Raw genomic sequence first — 20725 nt, forward strand, 5'->3', positions numbered from 1 at the left:
ATTAATCATGGCAAAAATTAACTTTGGAGGAACCGAAGAAAATGTGGTAACCCGCGAAGAGTTCCCATTGGCAAAAGCACAGGAAGTATTGAAAGACGAAACCATTGCCGTTATCGGTTATGGCGTACAGGGACCCGGACAGGCCCTCAATCTCAAGGACAATGGCTTTAACGTTATTATTGGCCAGCGCAAAGACTCAAAAACATGGGACAAAGCCGTTGCTGATGGCTGGGAGCCAGGAAAAACGCTGTTCCCTATTGAGGAAGCTCTCGACAAAGGAACCATCATTCAGTATCTTCTTTCTGATGCCGGACAGATTGCTGTATGGCCTACCGTAGAGAAGTATCTGAAACCCGGTAAGGCGCTTTATTTCTCACACGGATTTGGCGTGACTTACAAAGAGCGTACAGGTATTATACCTCCCAAAGATGTTGACGTGATTCTGGTTGCCCCAAAAGGTTCAGGCACCAGTCTTCGTCGTATGTTCCTTGAAGGACGAGGACTGAACTCCAGCTACGCAATCTTCCAGGACGCCACAGGCAAAGCATTTGATCGCGTGGTGGCCCTGGGTATTGGCGTAGGTAGTGGATATCTTTTCGAAACCACTTTCCAGAAGGAAGTTTACAGTGACCTCACAGGAGAACGGGGTACACTGATGGGAGCCATCCAGGGAATTTTTGCAGCTCAGTACGAAGTATTGCGTTCTAATGGACACTCTCCCTCAGAAGCCTTTAACGAAACTGTTGAGGAGCTGACTCAGAGTTTGATGCCGCTGGTTGCTGAGAACGGGATGGATTGGATGTATGCCAACTGTTCCACCACAGCCCAAAGAGGGGCACTCGATTGGTGGAAGAAATTCCGCGATGCTTCCATGCCTGTATTCAAAGAACTTTACAGCGAGGTGGCAAAAGGAAACGAGGCTCAACGTTCCATCGATGCCAACAGCCAAAGCGACTATCGGGTAAAACTTGAGGAAGAACTTAAAGAGCTGCGTGAGTCTGAAATGTGGAATGCAGGGGCTGCAGTTCGTCAGCTTCGTCCTGAAAATCAGAAAAAATAGTGCAACAAATGTACGAATGAACCCAATCCCGGGTTTATTCACCATTGCTGCCAACTCAACATTAATCATTTATGGTTCCGGAAGCCGGAGAAGCCGGTTTTCGGAACCATTCATAAACCGGGAAATCACCGGACTGAAAAAAACAATCAACCATGAGCAATAAAGTCTATATTTTCGACACCACATTGCGGGATGGCGAACAGGTCCCGGGTTGCCAGTTGAATACCATCGAGAAAATCGAAGTGGCCAAGCAACTGGAAAAACTCGGCGTGGACATTATCGAAGCCGGATTTCCGGTCTCCAGTCCGGGAGACTTCAACTCCGTCGTAGAAATATCCAAAGCCGTCAGCAATCCAACCATTTGTGCTTTGACCCGCGCAGTGAAAAAGGACATTGAAGTGGCTGCCGATGCACTGAAATTCGCCAAAAAAGGACGAATCCATACAGGTATTGGAACCTCTTTTTATCATATCAACTACAAACTAAAATCCAATCCTGAAGAAATTATAAAACGAGCGGTTGAGGCAGTTAAATATGCCAGAAACTTCATTGATGATGTGGAGTTTTATGCCGAAGATGCCGGTCGTACCGACAACGAGTATCTGGCCCGCGTGGTGGAAGCTGTAATTGCAGCAGGAGCTACAGTGGTCAACATTCCGGATACAACCGGATACTGTCTTCCACATGAATACGGTGAAAAAATTGCCTTTCTGATGAACAACGTACCCAATGTGGACAAAGCCATCCTTTCCACGCATTGCCACAACGACCTGGGAATGGCAACCGCCAATTCTATGTCCGGGATTCTTAACGGGGCGCGTCAGGTAGAAGTAACCATTAACGGAATAGGTGAAAGGGCCGGAAACACCTCTCTTGAAGAAGTGGCCATGGCCATAAAAAGTCATAAAGATTTAGATCTGGAGACGGGCATCAACAGCAAAGAAATTATCAAAAGCAGTCGTCTGGTTTCCACCCTCATGCGTATGCCTGTGCAGCCCAACAAGGCGATTGTAGGCCGCAATGCTTTTGCGCATTCATCCGGAATACATCAGGATGGTGTACTGAAAAACCGGGAAAACTATGAAATTATTGACCCTGCAGAAGTGGGCGTCAAAGAGTCATCCATTGTGCTGACCGCCCGCAGCGGCCGCGCTGCACTTAAACATCGTCTTCAGGTACTGGGATATGACTTTGAACCCACAGAACTCGACGAAGTTTATCAGAGGTTTCTGGAACTTGCCGACAAGAAAAAAGACATCACAGATGAAGATCTGCAGATCCTTGCAGGACGCGAACAGGACAAATCCAACAAGCCGTTGCAGCTGGAACTGCTTCAGGTTGTTTGTGGAAAATCAACAGTCCCCACAGCCACCGTCCGCATCAACTTCAACGGTGATGTATTTACAGAAACGGCAGCCGGAAACGGACCTATCGATGCAGCATTTACCGCGGTTAAAGCACTGATTAAAAGAAGAGTTCGCCTGGAAGAGTTCCTGATTCAGGCCATTACCCGCGGAAGCGACGATTTGGGTAAAGTACACGTTCAGGTAGAGCACAAAGGTCAAACCTATTACGGATTTGCAGCTCATACCGACATCATAACAGCATCGGTGGAAGCGTTCCTGGATGCCGTCGGAAAAATTGCCTGATTTAAGAAACTGTTTAAGTTTTATCCTTTGGAATGTTTTCGAATCTTGAACGCTTATACGTCGTCAAAATTCCCTTAAATAGCGCTGCTATTCTCGTCAATTTTGACTTGTCTAAAGAGCTCAATCCGTTAAAAGCACCTACCAAAAACAAAATTTAAACAGTTTCTAAGATTAAATGATTTTGTAACCATTAAAACAATAATACCTTGGCAGGAAAAACATTATTCGAAAAGATATGGGACAAGCACGTGGTAACCAAAGTTGATGGTGGCCCCAGTGTTTTATACATCGACCGTCATTTTGTACATGAAGTGACCAGTCCCCAGGCCTTTGCAGGCCTCAGAGACCGTGGCATACAGGTAAGAAGACCTGAAAAAACAGTTGCAACGGCAGACCACAACATTCCTACGTTAAACCAGGACCAACCCATCCAGGATGAGCTCAGCCGATTCCAGGTAAATAAACTGGCGCTGAACTGTGAAGAGTTTGGGGTGCCTCTTTACGGGCTGAACCACAAATGGAACGGAATTGTCCATGTAATAGGACCCGAATTGGGAATTACCAAACCCGAAATGACCATCGTATGCGGAGACAGTCACACCTCCACCCACGGAGCTTTTGGAAGCATCGCATTCGGTATCGGAACCAGCGAAGTTGAGATGACACTGGCGACTCAGACTTTGCTCCAGAACAAACCCAAAACCATGCGGATAAACATCGATGGAGAATTGGGTAAAGGAGTGGTATCCAAAGATATTGTACTCTACATCATCTCTCTGATTGGCACAGGTGGTGCCACTGGATATTTTGTGGAATTCGCAGGTTCGGCAATCCGCAACCTCTCCATGGAAGCAAGGATGACCATCTGTAACATGAGTATCGAGATGGGCGCCCGCGGAGGCATGATTGCTCCTGACGAAACCACTTTTGAATATGTAAAAGGTCGAGAGTTTGCCCCCAAAGGTGCAGAGTGGGACAAAGCAGTTGAAGAGTGGCGCCAGCTGCCCTCTGACACAGATGCAGAGTTCGACAAGGAACTTACGTACAAAGCATCAGATATTGAGCCCATGATTACTTATGGTACCAACCCGGGAATGGGCATCGGCATCAGTAAGTCAATTCCGACCCTCGAAGAAATTGAAAAATCGACCCAGGCCACTTTCAAAAAATCCATGCAATACATGGACTTCCAACCAGGCGACGCCATGATTGGTAAAAAAGTGGACTATGTTTTCATCGGTAGCTGTACCAATGGTCGGATAGAAGACCTTCGTGCTTTTGCAGCTTTCGTTAAAGGAAAGAAAAAAGCGGATAATGTTACTGCATGGATTGTGCCCGGTAGTCACCAGGTGGAAGCTCAAGCCGAGGAAGAAGGTATCCGTCAGATTTTGGAAGAATCCGGATTTGAAATGCGTCAGCCCGGTTGTTCAGCCTGTCTGGCCATGAACGATGACAAGATTCCGGAAGGAAACTACGCTGTTTCCACATCGAACCGGAACTTTGAAGGTCGTCAGGGCCCCGGAGCCCGTACCATGCTTGCCAGTCCGCTGACAGCTGCAGCCACCGCTATTACAGGAAAGATAACCGATCCCCGTGATTTTTTGTAATTACAAGAAACACTGGAACAGATCTGATGTAATTGATTGATAACATTTTTAAGAGAACAAATTATGCCAATAGATAAATTTGTAAAACTGGAATCGACTTGTGTTCCTGTACCCATCGAAAACGTGGATACGGACCAAATTATACCTGCCCGATTCCTGAAAGCCACGACCCGCGACGGATTCGGCGACAATCTGTTTGCCGACTGGCGGTATGATAAGTCCGGTAATCCCAAAGAGGATTTCGTACTGAACGATCCTACCTACTCGGGCAAAATACTCGTGGCCAGCCAGAACTTTGGTAGCGGATCCAGTCGCGAACACGCTGCATGGGCTATTGCAGGCTATGGTTTTAAAGCTGTTGTTTCAAGCTTTTTTGCCGACATCTTTAAAAACAACTCGCTCAACAACGGATTGCTGCCGGTTCAGGTTTCGAAAGAATTTCTGGAAGAGTTGTTTCAGGCTATTGAAAAAGACCCTGCAACGAAAGTGGAAATTGATCTGGAGAACCAGAAAATTACCCTTCAGCCAAACGGCTCCAGTGAGTCATTTGAAATCAATCCTTATAAAAAGAAATGTATGCTCAATGGCTTCGATGACATTGATTACCTGCTAAACATCAGCAATGAAATCGCAACCTGGGAAAAAGCAAACAGCTAAAAAGTAAGAATACAAACCTTCCCCAACCATTGATTTTTTTCGGTGGTTGGGGTTACCAACAAAAGCCGATGAGAACCATAGAAGTGATGGATACCACCCTCAGGGATGGGGAGCAAACAACGGGGGTGTCATTCAACGATGCTGAGAAACTGGCCATTGCCAGATTGTTGCTGGAGGAGGTAAAGGTTGACCGCATTGAAGTTGCCTCTGCCAGGGTTTCCGACGGTGAGTTAAAGGCTGTCAAACGTCTTACCAAATGGGCTGAATCGCACAATTGCCTGGAGCGCATAGAAGTACTGGGTTTTGTGGACAACAATATTTCTCTGGCCTGGATTCAGGAAGCCGGAGGAAAAGTGTTGAATCTGCTCACCAAAGGATCCTTAAAGCACCTGACCGGGCAACTTCGAAAAACCAAAGAACAGCATCTCGAAGATATTGAAAAAGTCATTATTGAAGCTGGAAAAAGGGGAATTACTGTCAATGTGTATCTCGAGGACTGGTCCAACGGCATGTTGAATTCGCCGGAATATGTGGAGTATATGGTCAATGGTTTGTCCAGAACCAGTGTTGGCCGGATCATGTTGCCCGATACCCTGGGAATTCTTAATCCCGACCAGACTTATGCATTTTGTAAGTCCATGACCGACAAATTTCCGGATGTTCATTTCGACTACCACTCCCATAACGACTACGATCTGGCTGTGGCAAATGTCTATTACGCAATCAAAGCAGGCGTAAAGGGCATCCACACAACAGTTAACGGTCTGGGAGAAAGAGCTGGGAATGCACCGCTGGCAAGTATTATCGGGGTGATGAATGATCACCTGAAAGTAAAAACTCAAATTGAAGAAAGTAAACTCACGAAAATATCCTCAATGGTGGAGACGTTTTCGGGGGTACGGATTCCTGCCAACAAACCGCTTACCGGCGAGAATGTATTCACTCAATGCAGCGGTGTTCATGCAGATGGAGACAATAAAGATAATCTCTACTTCAACAACCTTCTTCCGGAACGCTTTGGACGGGTGCGTCGTTATGCGCTGGGGAAGACTTCGGGAAAAGCCAATATCAAGAAGAATCTGGAAGATTTGGGAATTGAACTCGGTCCTGAAGACATGAAAAAGGTAACAAAACGTGTTATTGAACTGGGTGACAAAAAAGAAAATGTAACTCCGGAAGATTTACCCTATATCATTTCCGATGTTTTGAAAACCGAACAGGTGGTAAAACGCATCAAGCTGAAAAACTACCATCTGTCTTTAGTTCAGGGGTTGAAACCGGTTGCCACCGTCAGTCTCCAGATAAACAAAGAAACCTACAACGAAACCTCGGTAGGAGACGGACAGTACGACGCATTCATGAAAGCATTGTGGCTTATTTATGAAAAACTTGGCAAAGAACACCCTGTGCTTTCTGATTATGAAGTTTCCATCCCTCCGGGAGGAAAAACAGATGCTTTGGTAGAAACCGTAATTACCTGGGAATACAAAAGCCAGGAATTTAAGACCAGAGGGTTGGATGCCGACCAGACAGAGGCGGCCATCAAGGCTACCCTCAGAATGCTCAACATCATAGAAAATAAAGAACACGGAATGGTTATCAATGGAAAATAACCTGCCGAAGTTACGACAGAACAAAATTCACTTTTTAATCACACCTCTCAGTCTTGGCTGAGAATGTATAACAACACACCAAATGAAGTTAAACATTGCTGTATTGCCCGGAGACGGAATCGGGCCGGAAATTGTGGAACAGGCAAAAAAAGCCCTGAATGCCGTATTTACAAAAAAAGGACATGAAGCCGTATATACCGAAGGGCTTGTTGGTGCTACGGCCATCGATAAAACCGGAAACCCTTATCCGGATGAGACACATGAACTTTGTATGAAATCAGATGCCGTTCTGTTTGGCGCCATTGGTGACCCCAAGTACGACAATGACCCCAAGGCAAAAGTGCGCCCCGAACAGGGACTGCTTGCCATGCGTAAAAAGCTTGGTTTATATGCCAACATTCGGCCCGTAGCCACGTTTCCGTCACTGCTTCACAAATCCCCATTGCGGGCCGATTTGGTCGAAGGAGCAGATTTTGTAGCTATACGTGAGCTTACAGGCGGCATCTACTTCGGACGTCCGCAAGGTCGCTCTGAAGACGGAAAAACAGCCTACGACACCAGTGTTTATACCACCGAGGAAATTGATCGTATTACACGACTTGCCTTCGACTTTGCCATGAAACGTCTTAAAAAACTGACAGTCGTAGATAAAGCCAATGTATTGGCGACTTCACGTCTGTGGCGCGAAACCGTTCAGGCCATTGCCCCCGATTACCCGGAAGTTGAAGTGGAGTACATGTTTGTGGACAATGCTGCCATGCAACTTATTCAGTGGCCTAAGCGCTTCGATGTAATGGTAACCGAGAATATGTTCGGAGACATCCTCACTGATGAAGCAAGTGTTATCACCGGGTCTTTAGGACTGCTCCCCTCGGCTTCCATCGGATTGCATACTTCGGTATTTGAGCCCATACACGGATCCTACCCGCAGGCAGCAGGCAAAAACATTGCCAACCCGCTGGCAACAATCCTTTCAGGAGCATTGATGCTCGAATCGGCATTTGACCTGAAGGAAGAAGCCCAGATGATCCGGAAAGCCGTAGATGCATCTCTGGAACAGGGAAAAGTTACCGAAGATCTGGATAAGGAAAACGCAATTTCCACTTCAGACGTAGGCGACTGGATTGCAGAATACATCAAGAAAATGTAAATCAGAGCCCAAAAACCAAACGCAATGATAAAAACCGGTGTCGTACAGATACCGGTTTTTTTATGTCAAAATAAAAAAATAGCTTTATCTTTGATTCCCTTAATTTAAATGAAGTTTACAATAGAGCCAATGAGACCTTTTATCAACATTCTTTCAATAGCTTTTTTCATCCTGACGCTTTCGGGCTGTTACAGCGACAACTACCGAATAAAGGGAACCATCGCCAACGGCAATGACCGAACTCTGGTGCTGGAAAAAATGCAACTCGACAGAGATCTGGCCATTGACAGTGTTTCCCTGGATGAGGACGGAAGCTTTTCCTTTCATGGCGAAAAATTGGCTATCCCCACTTTTTTCAAGCTCAAATTGTCAGATAATAATTTTATTACTCTTCTGTTGGATTCCACAGAACATGTAACAGTTACAGCCGATGCCAGGAATCTTGAAAATTCCTACCGGTTGGAAGGGTCCATTGAATCAAAAAAAGTACAAATACTCAATGAAAGGTTGAAAACACTTAGAGGCAATGTGGATAGTCTTCTTGAAGTTTACGACTCATTACCTGACCAGGGAAGCACCCAACGAAAAAATGAAATTGGCCAACAGCTCCTGATTGCTTTGGATGAGCATAAAAACTTCATAGGCTCGTTTGTCATGGACAATCCCCGCTCATTTGCCAGTTATTATGCGCTTTTCCAAAGATTGAGCGACAATACCATGGTGCTGAATGTAATGGACAAGAAAGAACAGGTCTATTTCGCCACCATTGCGACCAGCCTTAATCTCATGTATCCCGAGTCGCCAAGAGTTAAACAACTTTACAATTATGTGCTAAGTGCCAAAGCTCAGGAACGGAGACAAAGAATCACACAGGAACTTCAGGAAAATGCTGAAGAAACCATTCCTGAAATCAAAGAAAAGAATATACATGGAGATGAAATTGCTCTATCCTCACTAAAAGGAAAAGTTGTTCTTCTGTCATTCTGGGCCTCTTGGGACGAAGCCTCACGACGTGCCAACGATCACATGAAGAAGGTATATCAACAATATAAAGATCAGGGTTTTGAGATTTATCAGGTTTCCCTTGACAGAAGTAAAATACTGTGGGAAAACGCTGTTGTCAAAGACGAATTGCCCTGGATCAACGTGAGTGATTTACGCTATACCGACTCTTTTCCTGCACGTATTTACAACATTAACCAATTGCCCGCCAACTACCTCATCAGCAGAGAGGGTGACATCATTGGTAAAAATCTATTCGGGCACTTACTGGAGGAAAAGATTAAAGAAGCACTATAGTTCTTATTGCAATTTGTTTCTAATAGGCTTGTCCTAAATCTGACACCGATGGTCTGACGACCCCCGTTACAGAACTCAACTTTCTATCAAGAAGTGTGTAAACTCTGCTAGTAACGTCGAATAAAAAAATTAAGCAGATTGGGCCCCTACTTACCAAGCCATATAATGCATTTGATGCAAATTTCAGACGGTATTATGACCATCGGGGATTCTTCGCCATCGGGAAATTGTTGGTCCAACAAGCCGGGAAAGCGGATTTGAGAAAAAAAGCATCACTGTTCAAGCGCTTTCTCCAGTGTTCGCCTTTTCGACCAAATTATTCCGCTAATCCACAAGCAACCGGATCTTAGCATTTTTTTGGTGAATCAAATTAAAAACAGATATCTTTGTCCACTGAAATAAAAAACGGAAATTCCGGTTTTGGAGCAGAAAAAGAAAATATACTTTGCCTCGGATGCCCATTTGGGTGCCCCCACCATCAGCAATCATCGTGAACATGAAATGCGATTTGTGGCATGGCTTGACCAAATCAAAGCTGATGCCCGCGAGGTTTATCTCATGGGTGATATCTTTGATTTCTGGTTTGAGTACAAACACGTGGTACCACAAGGGCACACCCGATTCCTGGGAAAGCTGTGTGAATTGACAGACAGCGGGATTCCTGTCCACTTTTTTACCGGCAACCACGACATTTGGATATTCGATTATCTGCCCCGCGAGACAGGAGTCATCGTACACAAGGAGCCCTATTTACCGCTTATTGACGGGAAGAAATTCTTTCTGGCTCATGGCGACGGTCTCACTCCGGATGAGAAAGCATACAAAAGATTAAAAGCACTGTTCACCAACCGGATTGCCCAAAAACTTTTCAGTTGGCTGCATCCGGATCTGGGTGTCGGCATCGCCAACTTCTGGAGTCGCAAAAGCAGAGAAAACAATCAGGAATCTGAAACGGCAAAATTTCAGGGTGAAGAAAACGAATGGCTCATAAAATTTGCCAAAAACATCCTAAAAGAAAATCACTTCGACTATTTTATCTTCGGTCACCGTCATGTGGCCATCAACCTAAAAATTGCAGAAAACAGCAGAGTATGCTATCTGGGCGACTGGGTGCACCACTTTTCGTACGCTCAATGGGACGGTGAAACGCTGGAACTGAAATACTATCAAGGATAATCAACCAATTACAAAACATCATGAATACCAAAAATCTATATTCGGTCATCACCGGATCGGGAAGCTATCTGCCCCCGGTGGTTGTTCCAAACAAAAAATTTGTGGCTCAATCGTTTTACAATGAAGACGGTACCAGAATAGAAACCCCCGGTGAGGAAATAGCAGAAAAATTTGAACAAATCACCGATATCTCTGAACGGCGAATTGCAGAAGAAAAATATACCACTTCTGATATCGCTGCCATTGCTGCAGAAAAGGCACTCGAAGATGCCGGTTTCGACCGGGAGAAACTGGATTACATCATCATCGCCCACAACCTGGGAGATATGAAAAGTGGCAGTCTCTACCCCGACATCATGCCCACACTGGCATCACGTGTCAAGAAAAAACTGGGCATAAAAAGTCATAAAGCTGTAGCCTACGATATGACTTTCGGCTGCCCGGGGTGGACACAGGCAATGATTCAGGCAAACTATTATCTCAAATCAGGAGATGCAAAAAGCGCTCTTGTCATAGGGGCCGACACCCTCAGCCGTGCCATGGATCCACATGACCGTGATTCGATGATTTTTGCTGATGGTGCCGGTGCGGTAATACTGGAAGCTGTGGAAAGCGATGAACCTGTCGGGATGCTGAAGCACGTTACCCGTACAGATACCGAAGAACATCTGGATCTTTTAATGATGGGAGATTCCTACAATCAGGAGTTGAGACACGATCAAAAATACGTAAAGATGCTGGGACGGAAAGTTTACAATTACGGGTTGACATACGTTCCTCTGGTTGCACAGGAATGTCTTGAGATAAACAATCTTACCCTTAAGGATGTCAGCAAAGTACTCATTCACCAGGCCAATGCAAAGATGGATGAGGCGATTCTTAAACGCATCTTCAGATTGTACGGCGAAAAGGAGGCTGATTTCAGCACCATGCCCATGACAATACGCACCCTCGGGAACAGCAGTGTCGCCACGGTTCCGACCCTTTACGATCTGGTAACAAAAAACCAGATGGAAGGACATTCACTCAAGTCAGGAGACTATGTAATAATGACCTCTGTAGGGGCGGGGATGAACATCAATGCTTTTATGTATAAGATGCCCTGAGAAAATAGTCAGTAGTTTTTAGAAAGTAGTCAACAGTTAAAATTGTAATTAGCTTATAATTTCTGAATAGCAGGCAGAGAGCTTCTCTATCTGCCTTTCAGAAATGCTTCAGCCACCACCAGATCGAACGGTGTGGTAATTTTCACATTCTCCCGGTTTCCCTCAACCAATGTAATTTCATAGCCGGCAGCCTCCACTACGGAAGCATCATCAGTAAAATCAGGGCTAAAAGGCAATTCGTATGCTTTCTTCAAAACAGAGGTCCGGAAGACCTGAGGTGTCTGAATACTTCTGTAGGCATATCTGGGACGCATTTCACTATTGTTTCCATCCACTTTACGAATAGAATCAACCAACTCCACCACCGGAATGACGGCGCCGTATTTTTGTGCCGTATGAAAACAGCGTTCAATAGTTTCAGGAGTAACAAACGGGCGCACCCCATCATGCACAGCAACCATTTGTCCGGAAACAGCATCCAATCCGTTCTTTACACTGTGGTAACGGGTTTCGCCTCCGCGTATAAGTTGATGACGCACTTGAAAATCATATTTACGACAAAGCGCTTTCCAATAGGAAAACTGATCTTCGGGCAAGACTAAAATTATCTCCATTGATTCATTATAGCCGTAAAACTGTTCCATCGTATGCATCAACACCGGCCGTCCTCCAACAGGAATAAACTGTTTTGGAATATCCTGCCCCATACGAAGGCCTCTACCTCCAGCTACTATGATTACCGACCTCTCTAACATATCAACTTTTTAACAATAAGAACAAATATAACCAATCCCTGGGAAATTCCCTTATTTAATCGGCACTTCAGACAACCCAACTCTTTGATTTATTGTGATAAAAAACAACAAAAACTTAAAAAAGAAAAAAGAATCAAACCCTAAAAAGGAAATATCGTAAGCGTTTCTGTACAATTTTTTGAACATGGGTTATTATGGGTTTAAATTTTACTTCACTCAATCGCTTTAAGCGATTAAGAGACCAGTTATTGGTTTCATTCGGAATCCTGATTGCAGCGATCATTATCATCCAATCAGTCATCAGTTACTCCACAGTCAAAAGCACGTTGCTGGAAGATGTCCGAGAAAAACAGCTTACGGCATTTGTTCAGGCGGCACAAAGCGACCTAAGAACGCAACTGGAAAAGGGCATGGAAACCTCCATGGCTCTGGCCGATGACCCGCTGCTTATCAAGTGGTTTCAGTCATCTGAAGAAGATACAACACTCGGGCAGTTGGCATTAAGCAAAATTGATATGTTTGCCGAAAAAATGGGATATCCATCTTCATTTGCTGTCAACAAATTTACCGGCAACTATTACACAGAAAACTTCAAATTAATCGACACCGTTGATCCCGGTGATGAGGACGATTCCTGGTTTTTTCATTCTCTGGAATCAGGACAGAAGAGTGCCCTGAGTTACGATTACAACGCAGAATTGAATCAGACTCTGTTTTTTTACAATGTTCTGATGGGTAACCCCGAAAATCCGGTAGGTATTGCAGGTGTCGGAGTTAATCCCACGGCCATTGTAGATGTTTTCAACAGCAAAAAAATCACCGAAAACAGTCTGATGTGGATGGTGGATCCAAACGGGAAAATCCTTATTTCAGGAGATGAAGGGGAGATAAACAGCAACATCTCTGCAATCCTGACACCTGAACTGACAAATCAATTGATTGGAAAAGAGGAGTCCGTTATGTCCACTGGTCATGAATTCAATGGAGAAACCTACGAGATGGTATCCATGCCGGTTGGAAACACCGGATTAACCACCATATTGGTGGCTCCCACCACAGAATTGCTGGCCATCATTCAACCCATTAAAACCACCAGCATCATTCTGAGTATTATATTTCTTACCATCACCATATTTGTGGTTTTGTGGCTTGCCGGAAATATTACTGCACCTTTGGTGGAGATTTCTTCACTGGCAAGACAGTTTGCCGACGGGAACCTGACAGGAACCATCCGAGGCTCCTTTGCAGCACGTAAAGACGAGTTGGGGCAGTTGGCCAATGCATTTGGTGCCATGAAAGATGAGATATCAAAGATGATTCATCAGGCCATGAATGCAGCAGAGACTGTGCATGTGGGTAGTGAAGAGATGAACAATTCAGCGGCTTCACTCTCGGAAAGCGCCACCGAACAAGCCAGTTCCACTGAGGAGTTATCCGCATCCATGCAACAGATGAGTTCTAACATCAGTCAGAATGCAGACAATGCACGACAAACGGAAAGACTGGTTTCGGAAGCTGCCGGAGATGCCCAGAACGGAGAAAAGATCCTCAGGGAAGCCGTGAAAGCAATCGAGAACATTTACGAAAGCGTTGTTCTCATCGAAGATGTAGCCCGTCAGACAAATATCCTTTCACTTAACGCAGCCATTGAAGCAGCCAGAGCAGGAGAGCAGGGACGTGGATTTGCAGTGGTAGCTGCAGAGGTGAGAAAGCTTGCAGAACGAAGCCGGGTAAATGCTTCCAAGATCAATCAGTTGTCAACCAACAGTGTAGATAACGCCCGGAATGCCATGCAGATATTTGTCGATTTGTTACCTAAAATCAACAAATCCAACGAACTTGTGCTCGAAATAGCATCTGCATCTAAAGAGCAGGATGCAGGCGCCACACAAATCAATAATGCCCTGATGGAACTGGATAAGGTTTCGCAAATGAACGCACAAACATCCGAAAACATCAATGGAATGGCTCATGAGTTTTCAGAAGAAATTGAAAATCTTCGAAAAGCCATTAGTTATTTCAGCATTGACCAGAAGTAAAACAAAACTGATAACAACAAAAAAAGCCGCTTTTTGCGGCTTTTTTTTGTTGTTAATAATTACTCAAAGCATTTCTCAGATTCTCAAACCGTGCTTCATAATCAATGCCGGCCAGCTTAATAATCTTTCTTGCTTCTTCGGCATTGTAAATATGGGTAATTTCTGACTCCCGGTTCATGCCTGGCATGTCCTTGTAAGTCAGAAAGTAGTGTTTAAGTCGCCGGATAACCAACTCGGGAAGATCCGAAATATCGGTGAAATCTCCATAAACAACATCTCCTTTCAAAACAGAGATAATTTTGTCATCCGCCTTATTTCCGTCAATCATTCTTAGCCCCCCGATCGGAATCACTTCGGCAATAATATCTCCGTGCGTGATATCTTTCTCTGTCAGCACACAAATATCCAAAGGATCGCCGTCCCCGTTAATATCCTTCTTCCCGGTTTTTTCGCTACAAAAATTACCTACATTTTTTCCACAATAAGTCTGAGGAATAAATCCATACAAAGTAGGACTAACATTAGAATATTTCTGCGGCCTGTCAATACGCAGATATCCGCTTACTTTATCAATTTCGTATTTGATGGTATCCGTAGGAACCACCTCAATAAAACAATTCAAAATATCGGGAGCTTTATCCCCGATGTCAATCCCATGCCAGGGGTGCGATTTATATCTAAGTCCCATAAGCCTTCCGATAGGATCCATTAAGCTGTTAGCTGACATAATGCGATCTTTTTTCTTTTTAGTCATAAATTAGTTCATTCCTAAACAAGTAACCAATAATCCTTTTCATTTGTTGCAAAGAAAAGCATTATTTCCGATTAACCGGCCCATCCGGCGCGGTCAAGATTACGATATTGCACCGCCTCAGCTACATGATATGCTTCAACTTTCTCAGTTCCTTCCAGATCGGCGATGGTCCTCGCCACTTTAAGAATTCGGTCATAAGCACGTGCTGAGAAATCCAGTTTTTCCATGGCGTTTTTCAAAATACCCCGCCCTCCCTCATCGGGTGCAGCAAACCGTGCCAGGAGTTTGGTATTCATCTGGGCATTGCAATGTACATCAGGGAATTTCTTAAAACGCTCAGACTGTATTCTACGCGCTTTTATTACCCGTTGGCGAACCAATTCACTACTCTCGGCAGGTTTTTGTCCGTCCAGCTTTTCAAACGGAACTGGTACTACCTCTATATGGATATCGATGCGATCGAGCAAAGGTCCGGAGATACGGCTGAGATACTTCTGCACCACTCCTCCGGCACAAACACATTGTTTCTCCGGATGATTATAAAACCCACAGGGGCAGGGATTCATACTGGCCACCATCATAAAACTGGCGGGATAATCAACCGTAAAACGGGCCCGTGAGATGGAAATGGTCCGGTCTTCAAGTGGCTGACGCATCACTTCCAGCACCGACCTTTTAAACTCAGGCAATTCATCCAGAAAAAGAACCCCGTTGTGCGACAACGAAATCTCACCCGGCTGAGGGTAAGAACCCCCGCCAACAAGTGCTATATCTGAGATTGAATGATGCGGACTGCGAAAAGGACGACGGGTAAGCAAAGAGGTATTTCCGCTGAGTTTTCCGGCCACAGAATGAATCTTGGTGGTTTCAAGAGCTTCATCCAGTGATAAAGGAGGCAAAATAGTCGGTATTCGTTTGGCCAGCATAGATTTTCCGGAACCCGGACTACCAACCATTATTATGTTATGCCCGCCCGCAGCAGCGACTTCAAGAGCTCTTTTTACACTTTCCTGTCCTTTTACATCTGCAAAATCAATCTCACTTCGTGACTGTTCCTTCAAAAATTCGGCTTCCGTATCCACCACTTCTGGCTTTAGGTCCAAACGTCCGGTAAGAAAATCCACCACTTCATTGAAGGATTCCACTCCGTAAACATCTAATCCCTTCACAACGGCAGCCTCTCTGGCATTCTTTTTGGGAACAATAAACCCTTTAAACCCATCCGACCGGGCTTTAAGAGCAATGGGTAAAGCTCCTTTTATGGGATGCACCGAACCATCCAGCGACAATTCGCCCATCAGCATAAAATCGGAAATACGATTGCCAATAATCTGCTCATCAGCAGCCAGTACTCCAACCGCAATGGGGAGATCATATGCAGAGCCCTCCTTGCGGGTGTCAGCCGGAGCCATATTCACGACAATTCGTTTGCCGGGCCATTTATGTCCAAGCTCTTTAAAAACTGATTCGATACGTTGCTGGCTCTCTTTTACAGCATTGTCGGGAAGTCCTACAAGAAAGAAACGGATACCTCGGGTGACATTCACTTCGATGGTAATGGTAATGGCATCAATGCCGGTAACGGCGGCACCAAAAGTTTTAACTAACATAATTTCGGGTTTGGTTCAGAACCCCAATTTAAACAAAAAATCTAAACAAGTAAAGTACTCACAGCGTTTACCTTACAAAACAAAAGAAGAATTAAACAGCTTACAAAAGAGAACCGTAAGAGAATAAGACAAAAAAGCTGAAAGAAACGGGGGATTTATTACTTTTGTATATCTAAATGGAGGATTATGAGAATTACCTTTTTTAAAATACCGCAACACCGGAAGTTTCAGTACGATCCCATATACTACAACCCGGAAAAGGAGGAAAGGGAAGAGCGGTTGCGACGGATCAAACAGGAAATGGGCGTAGAGGTGGAAGAGCAAAGTGATGAGCGTGCCTACAAAGAGAGGATCAGAGGAGGAATGCGCAGACGCATCAAATCTCATTTTGAAGTGGGCCGCAGTGAGCGAAAGAAATCCAACATCCGACTGATCATTATCCTCGTATTACTCATGATAATATTCTATTACCTTCTGAATGCAGCCTCGGAATGGTACAGCCAGTTTATGATGTAAACCACTGAACCAAAACTGAATCAAGAAAGAAGAAGCGAAAGGCCAATGTCAGATATCATTCAATTACTCCCCGATTCGGTAGCCAATCAGATAGCTGCCGGAGAGGTAATTCAGCGTCCTGCCTCGATCATTAAAGAGCTGGTTGAAAATGCGGTGGATGCAGGAAGCAGCGAAATCAAGATTATTGTAAAAGATGCCGGCCGCACCCTGGTACAAATTATCGACAACGGTTGCGGGATGAGTGAAACAGATGCCCGAATGGCTTTTGAGCGACATGCCACTTCAAAAATCAGGGAAGCCAATGACCTGTTTGCCATCCGCACCATGGGCTTTCGTGGAGAAGCGCTGGCATCTATCGCCGCTGTTGCACAGGTGGAGCTAAAAACCAGACCTCACGAGCAGGAACTCGGCACCAGAATCCTCATCTCCGGATCGCAGGTGGAGATACAAGAACCTGTGACCTGCAGTCCCGGGAGTAATTTCATGATTAAAAATCTCTTTTTTAATGTTCCTGCCCGTCGCAGATTTCTGAAAACAACGGCCACCGAAATGCGTCACATTGTCAATGAATTTCAGCGCATTGCACTGGCCAATCCCGACGTTGCTTTTTCCCTGACGCACAACGAACAGCTGCTCTTCAGGCTTCCTGCCGGAAAATTATTGCAACGCATCAACGATGTCATGGGAAAGCAAAGCAGCGCTCAAATGATACCCGTGGAAACCGAAACCTCACTGGTAAACATTTACGGATTTATCGGAAAGCCACAAATTGCACGAAAGACAATGGGCGATCAGTTTTTCTTTGTCAACAACCGGTTTATGAAAAGCCCCTACCTGCATAAAGCAGTGACGGTAGCCTACGAAAACCTGGTCCAGGCAGAACATTGTCCTCCCTACTTTCTGTTTTTTGAGACCGACCCGTCGCTGATCGATGTGAACATTCATCCTACCAAAACAGAAATAAAATTTGAAGACGAACGTTCGGTATGGAAGATAGTCAGCGCCGCAGTGCGCGAATCGCTGGGAAAGTTTAACATGGTGCCATCCATCGACTTTGATCAGACCGATGAAATATCCATTCCCACCTTCCGGAAAGACGACCCGGTTTCGGTACCTTCGGTGAGCATCAACCCCGACTACAACCCTTTTGACATGGAGAAGCCACAATCGGCCTCTACACATCGGGCAACTCCCGTCTCATCCAATTGGGAATCACTCTACGAAGGTTTTGAAACTTCCGGAGATGACGACTGGAGAGATGAGGAACCGGAAACAATCATTCTCCCGTCAAAAGAAAATAATGAAGAAGATCCGGAGCAACAGACAATTCCATCAGACCCCTCATCAGAAAAGAATGGAACCGGAGCGCTCTATTTCCAGATAAAGAACAAATACATTATAACCTCTGTGAAGTCGGGCATTATGATTATTGATCAGCGCCGGGCACATGAACGGATACTGTTCGAAGATTTTCTAAAAAACATTCAGGCAAGAGCATCGGTTTCACAACAATCCCTTTTCCCCGAAGAAATTTCATTTAATGAAGAAGACGCCATTCTGCTTAGAGACATTCAAGCCGATCTGAGAGTTTTTGGGTTTGAGCTGAAGGAAAAAAGCAACCGTACCTTTGCAGTCACCGGCCAGCCTTCTTTCATCAAAAACATGAATGCGCCCCGACTAATTGATGCTATTTTAGAGGCTTTTAAGAGCGGGGAAGTTGAATCTGAGAACGAAATAAAAGAACAACTGGCCACTATTATGGCTCAAAATGCCTGTATGCGACCGGGAGAATTTTTAACACAGCCGGAAATGGCGGAATTGATAAATAAGTTATTTCTTTGCTCGGCACCCAATTTCACCCCCGGCGGGAAAACAGTTTTTTCAATTCTGGACAACGAAGAAATGGAAAAACGATTTCGCTAAAACGACAGGCTGACAGATTTTTATGACTTGCATTGAATTTGGAACAGCCATTTACACACTTTTTAAAACAGAAAAATGAGTATAGGAACATCCCCATTTGGTGGGTTAACCCCCGTTGTGAAGAACCTGATCATCATCAACGTCCTTTTTTATGTGGCGAGTCTGGTTTTGTTCAGCACCTTCGGAATACAAATTGAACGATATCTGGGATTACACCTGCCCACAGCAGAGGCATTTAACCCGGCTCAGTTTGTCACCTACATGTTTTTACATGCCTATTACTCCCCAACCACGGGGATCATCTTCGCTCACCTGTTCTTCAATATGTTTGCCCTGTTTATGTTTGGCCGAATGCTGGAAACGGTCTGGGGACCCAAGCGCTTTCTTCTTTACTACATGGTAACAGGTGTCGGAGCAGCGTTGATTCATATTCTTACACAATACATCGAAGTGGCACCTATGCTGGATGCCATTGCACATGACATGAACAATGCCTCTCCTCAGGCGCTCAAATCGTTTTTGAACAAAGCACTCCCTGCGGCAATAAACAATGAATTTACACGGCTGATCAACGAAAATCCGGAGAACCTGCAGGCCATAGTAAATGAATACATGGTGAAATACCGGGACCTGTATCTCAACAGTTTTGTTACTGTGGGTGCCTCAGGTTCGGTATTCGGCATATTGCTGGCTTTCGGAATGCTGTTTCCCAATACCCAGCTGATGTTATTATTTCCCCCGATCCCCATCAAAGCCAAGTATTTTGTCATAATTTACGGAGCCATAGAGCTCTTTATGGGCGTACAGAACTTCAGCATGGACAATGTTGCCCACTGGGCCCACCTTGGGGGAATGCTTTTCGGCTTCATTCTCATAAAATACTGGAAGAATAAAGGATTTTATTATTAATTTGCAGTATGAGTATCTGGACAGAAATAAAAGAATCTTTTCGTCAGGGATCCACGCTGACCAGACTGATATACATCAATACAGGTGTATTTGTAGTCATTAAACTGTTGCAGCTGATATTGTTGCTTACAGGTTTGGACATGGCTTATGCAAGCATTATGATTAACTGGCTGTCTGTTCCATCAGACCCCCTGTTGCTGCTTATCAGGCCCTGGTCGCTCTTCACCTATATGTTTTTGCATTATGATTTCTTCCATATATTGTTCAACCTACTCTACCTCTGGTGGTTCGGACGATTATTTGCCCAGTTGGTGGATGTACGCAAGCTCCTGACCATATATATATGGGGAGGACTTTCCGGTGCTGCCCTTTATATCATCTCATTCAATTTCCTCCCGGCCTTCCATCCACAGGGAGGGTCGTCCTCTCTGTTGGGAGCATCAGCTTCGGTAATGGCCATTCTGTTTGCAGTGGCACGTATCCGCCCAAATTTCAGTGTTTACCTTTTTCTGATCGGCCCTGTTAAGTTAAAATACCTGGCACTGGGGGCTTTTGTGATTGACCTGATAAGTATTCCCGGCATGGCTAATACAGGAGGTCATCTGGCCCATATTGGAGGTGCCCTCATCGGACTTTATTACGGATGGAAACTGTCGGAAGGCAGAATTACCGGAAACTTCTTCGATAAAATGGCAACCCAATCAGGAAACCTGTTTAAGCGCAAATCAAATCTTCGGGTTACCCACAGCCGTCCGATGAGCGACATGGAGTATAACGCTATGAAACAAAGACGACAAAAAGAACTGGACCGGATTCTGGAAAAAATTAAAAACAGTGGATACGACAGTCTGAGCAAAGAAGAAAAACAAATGCTTTTCAATGCCAGTCAGGATAAAAATTAA

General features: G+C 44.9%; 18 protein-coding genes. 15 read left to right on the plus strand and 3 right to left on the minus strand.

The window, feature by feature from the left end; all coding sequences use genetic code 11:
* The first annotated feature begins 7 nt into the window (after positions 1-7).
* The 10 genes from ilvC to W7W_RS0100905 all read left to right on the plus strand — a co-directional run bounded on the left by ilvC (position 8) and on the right by W7W_RS0100905 (position 11317).
* Positions 8-1060: a ketol-acid reductoisomerase gene (gene ilvC / locus W7W_RS0100860; protein ID WP_010661987.1), complete on the plus strand. Its 1053-nt coding sequence runs from the start codon at positions 8-10 to the stop codon at positions 1058-1060.
* Between the two features lie 16 nt (positions 1061-1076).
* Positions 1077-1223: a hypothetical protein gene (locus W7W_RS23390; protein ID WP_157202423.1), complete on the plus strand. Its 147-nt coding sequence runs from the start codon at positions 1077-1079 to the stop codon at positions 1221-1223.
* On the plus strand, positions 1213-2709 hold the full coding sequence (locus tag W7W_RS0100870) for a 2-isopropylmalate synthase (protein ID WP_010661988.1): 1497 nt from the start codon (positions 1213-1215) through the stop codon (positions 2707-2709). The genes W7W_RS23390 and W7W_RS0100870 overlap by 11 nt, the downstream gene beginning before the upstream one ends.
* A gap of 206 nt (positions 2710-2915) precedes the next feature.
* On the plus strand, positions 2916-4316 hold the full coding sequence (gene leuC / locus W7W_RS0100875; RefSeq protein WP_010661989.1) for a 3-isopropylmalate dehydratase large subunit: 1401 nt from the start codon (positions 2916-2918) through the stop codon (positions 4314-4316).
* A gap of 63 nt (positions 4317-4379) precedes the next feature.
* The gene (gene leuD / locus W7W_RS0100880) at positions 4380-4973 is read left to right on the plus strand and encodes a 3-isopropylmalate dehydratase small subunit (protein ID WP_010661990.1); all 594 of its coding nucleotides are present in this window, start codon (positions 4380-4382) and stop codon (positions 4971-4973) included.
* Between the two features lie 68 nt (positions 4974-5041).
* Entirely contained in the window at positions 5042-6586 is a 1545-nt protein-coding gene (locus tag W7W_RS0100885) for an alpha-isopropylmalate synthase regulatory domain-containing protein (protein WP_010661991.1), read from the plus strand.
* Between the two features lie 82 nt (positions 6587-6668).
* The gene (leuB, locus tag W7W_RS0100890; protein WP_010661992.1) at positions 6669-7736 is read left to right on the plus strand and encodes a 3-isopropylmalate dehydrogenase; all 1068 of its coding nucleotides are present in this window, start codon (positions 6669-6671) and stop codon (positions 7734-7736) included.
* A 129-nt stretch (positions 7737-7865) separates the two neighbouring features.
* Complete coding sequence (locus tag W7W_RS0100895) at positions 7866-9035, plus strand: AhpC/TSA family protein (RefSeq protein WP_010661993.1); 1170 nt, start codon at positions 7866-7868, stop codon at positions 9033-9035.
* A gap of 420 nt (positions 9036-9455) precedes the next feature.
* Positions 9456-10211: a UDP-2,3-diacylglucosamine diphosphatase gene (locus tag W7W_RS0100900; protein ID WP_010661994.1), complete on the plus strand. Its 756-nt coding sequence runs from the start codon at positions 9456-9458 to the stop codon at positions 10209-10211.
* Between the two features lie 20 nt (positions 10212-10231).
* Positions 10232-11317 (plus strand): 3-oxoacyl-ACP synthase III family protein, encoded by a 1086-nt coding sequence (locus W7W_RS0100905; RefSeq protein WP_010661995.1) that lies wholly within the window; start codon positions 10232-10234, stop codon positions 11315-11317.
* A gap of 86 nt (positions 11318-11403) precedes the next feature.
* Here the strand turns inward: W7W_RS0100905 and W7W_RS0100910 are convergent, their stop codons facing one another.
* Positions 11404-12072, minus strand: coding sequence for a 2-C-methyl-D-erythritol 4-phosphate cytidylyltransferase (locus tag W7W_RS0100910; protein ID WP_010661996.1), 669 nt, complete (start codon positions 12070-12072; stop codon positions 11404-11406).
* 194 nt (positions 12073-12266) lie between these two features.
* Between W7W_RS0100910 and W7W_RS22695 the strand changes: the two genes are divergently transcribed.
* The gene (locus W7W_RS22695) at positions 12267-14111 is read left to right on the plus strand and encodes a methyl-accepting chemotaxis protein (RefSeq protein WP_010661997.1); all 1845 of its coding nucleotides are present in this window, start codon (positions 12267-12269) and stop codon (positions 14109-14111) included.
* A gap of 52 nt (positions 14112-14163) precedes the next feature.
* Here W7W_RS22695 and W7W_RS0100925 read toward each other — a convergent pair whose 3' ends face one another.
* Positions 14164-14838, minus strand: coding sequence for an inorganic pyrophosphatase (locus W7W_RS0100925; protein ID WP_010661998.1), 675 nt, complete (start codon positions 14836-14838; stop codon positions 14164-14166).
* 98 nt (positions 14839-14936) lie between these two features.
* Positions 14937-16475, minus strand: coding sequence for a YifB family Mg chelatase-like AAA ATPase (locus W7W_RS0100930; RefSeq protein WP_010661999.1), 1539 nt, complete (start codon positions 16473-16475; stop codon positions 14937-14939).
* 186 nt (positions 16476-16661) lie between these two features.
* Between W7W_RS0100930 and W7W_RS0100935 the strand changes: the two genes are divergently transcribed.
* The 4 genes from W7W_RS0100935 (at position 16662) to W7W_RS0100950 (ending at position 20725) form a co-directional block, all read left to right on the plus strand.
* Complete coding sequence (locus W7W_RS0100935) at positions 16662-16991, plus strand: hypothetical protein (protein ID WP_010662000.1); 330 nt, start codon at positions 16662-16664, stop codon at positions 16989-16991.
* A 45-nt stretch (positions 16992-17036) separates the two neighbouring features.
* Complete coding sequence (mutL, locus tag W7W_RS0100940) at positions 17037-18914, plus strand: DNA mismatch repair endonuclease MutL (protein WP_010662001.1); 1878 nt, start codon at positions 17037-17039, stop codon at positions 18912-18914.
* A 75-nt stretch (positions 18915-18989) separates the two neighbouring features.
* Complete coding sequence (locus tag W7W_RS0100945; RefSeq protein WP_010662002.1) at positions 18990-19823, plus strand: rhomboid family intramembrane serine protease; 834 nt, start codon at positions 18990-18992, stop codon at positions 19821-19823.
* Positions 19824-19831: 8 nt separating this feature from the next.
* Entirely contained in the window at positions 19832-20725 is an 894-nt protein-coding gene (locus W7W_RS0100950) for a rhomboid family intramembrane serine protease (protein ID WP_010662003.1), read from the plus strand.

Source organism: Marinilabilia salmonicolor JCM 21150, assembly GCF_000259075.1.
Classification (GTDB): domain Bacteria; phylum Bacteroidota; class Bacteroidia; order Bacteroidales; family Marinilabiliaceae; genus Marinilabilia; species Marinilabilia salmonicolor.

Bases quoted from the DNA above. Each gene is read 5' to 3' on its own strand.
- W7W_RS0100910 (WP_010661996.1), bottom strand. From the start codon at position 12,072: ATGTTAGAGAGGTCGGTAATCATAGTAGCTGGAGGTAGAGGCCTTCGT.
- W7W_RS0100945 (WP_010662002.1), top strand. From the start codon at position 18,990: ATGAGTATAGGAACATCCCCATTTGGTGGGTTAACCCCCGTTGTGAAG.
- W7W_RS0100895 (WP_010661993.1), top strand. From the start codon at position 7,866: ATGAGACCTTTTATCAACATTCTTTCAATAGCTTTTTTCATCCTGACG.
- mutL (WP_010662001.1), top strand. From the start codon at position 17,037: ATGTCAGATATCATTCAATTACTCCCCGATTCGGTAGCCAATCAGATA.
- W7W_RS0100870 (WP_010661988.1), top strand. From the start codon at position 1,213: ATGAGCAATAAAGTCTATATTTTCGACACCACATTGCGGGATGGCGAA.
- W7W_RS22695 (WP_010661997.1), top strand. From the start codon at position 12,267: ATGGGTTTAAATTTTACTTCACTCAATCGCTTTAAGCGATTAAGAGAC.
- leuB (WP_010661992.1), top strand. From the start codon at position 6,669: ATGAAGTTAAACATTGCTGTATTGCCCGGAGACGGAATCGGGCCGGAA.
- W7W_RS23390 (WP_157202423.1), top strand. From the start codon at position 1,077: ATGAACCCAATCCCGGGTTTATTCACCATTGCTGCCAACTCAACATTA.
- W7W_RS0100930 (WP_010661999.1), bottom strand. From the start codon at position 16,475: ATGTTAGTTAAAACTTTTGGTGCCGCCGTTACCGGCATTGATGCCATT.
- W7W_RS0100925 (WP_010661998.1), bottom strand. From the start codon at position 14,838: ATGTCAGCTAACAGCTTAATGGATCCTATCGGAAGGCTTATGGGACTT.
- W7W_RS0100935 (WP_010662000.1), top strand. From the start codon at position 16,662: ATGAGAATTACCTTTTTTAAAATACCGCAACACCGGAAGTTTCAGTAC.
- leuD (WP_010661990.1), top strand. From the start codon at position 4,380: ATGCCAATAGATAAATTTGTAAAACTGGAATCGACTTGTGTTCCTGTA.
- W7W_RS0100885 (WP_010661991.1), top strand. From the start codon at position 5,042: ATGAGAACCATAGAAGTGATGGATACCACCCTCAGGGATGGGGAGCAA.
- W7W_RS0100905 (WP_010661995.1), top strand. From the start codon at position 10,232: ATGAATACCAAAAATCTATATTCGGTCATCACCGGATCGGGAAGCTAT.
- ilvC (WP_010661987.1), top strand. From the start codon at position 8: ATGGCAAAAATTAACTTTGGAGGAACCGAAGAAAATGTGGTAACCCGC.
- W7W_RS0100950 (WP_010662003.1), top strand. From the start codon at position 19,832: ATGAGTATCTGGACAGAAATAAAAGAATCTTTTCGTCAGGGATCCACG.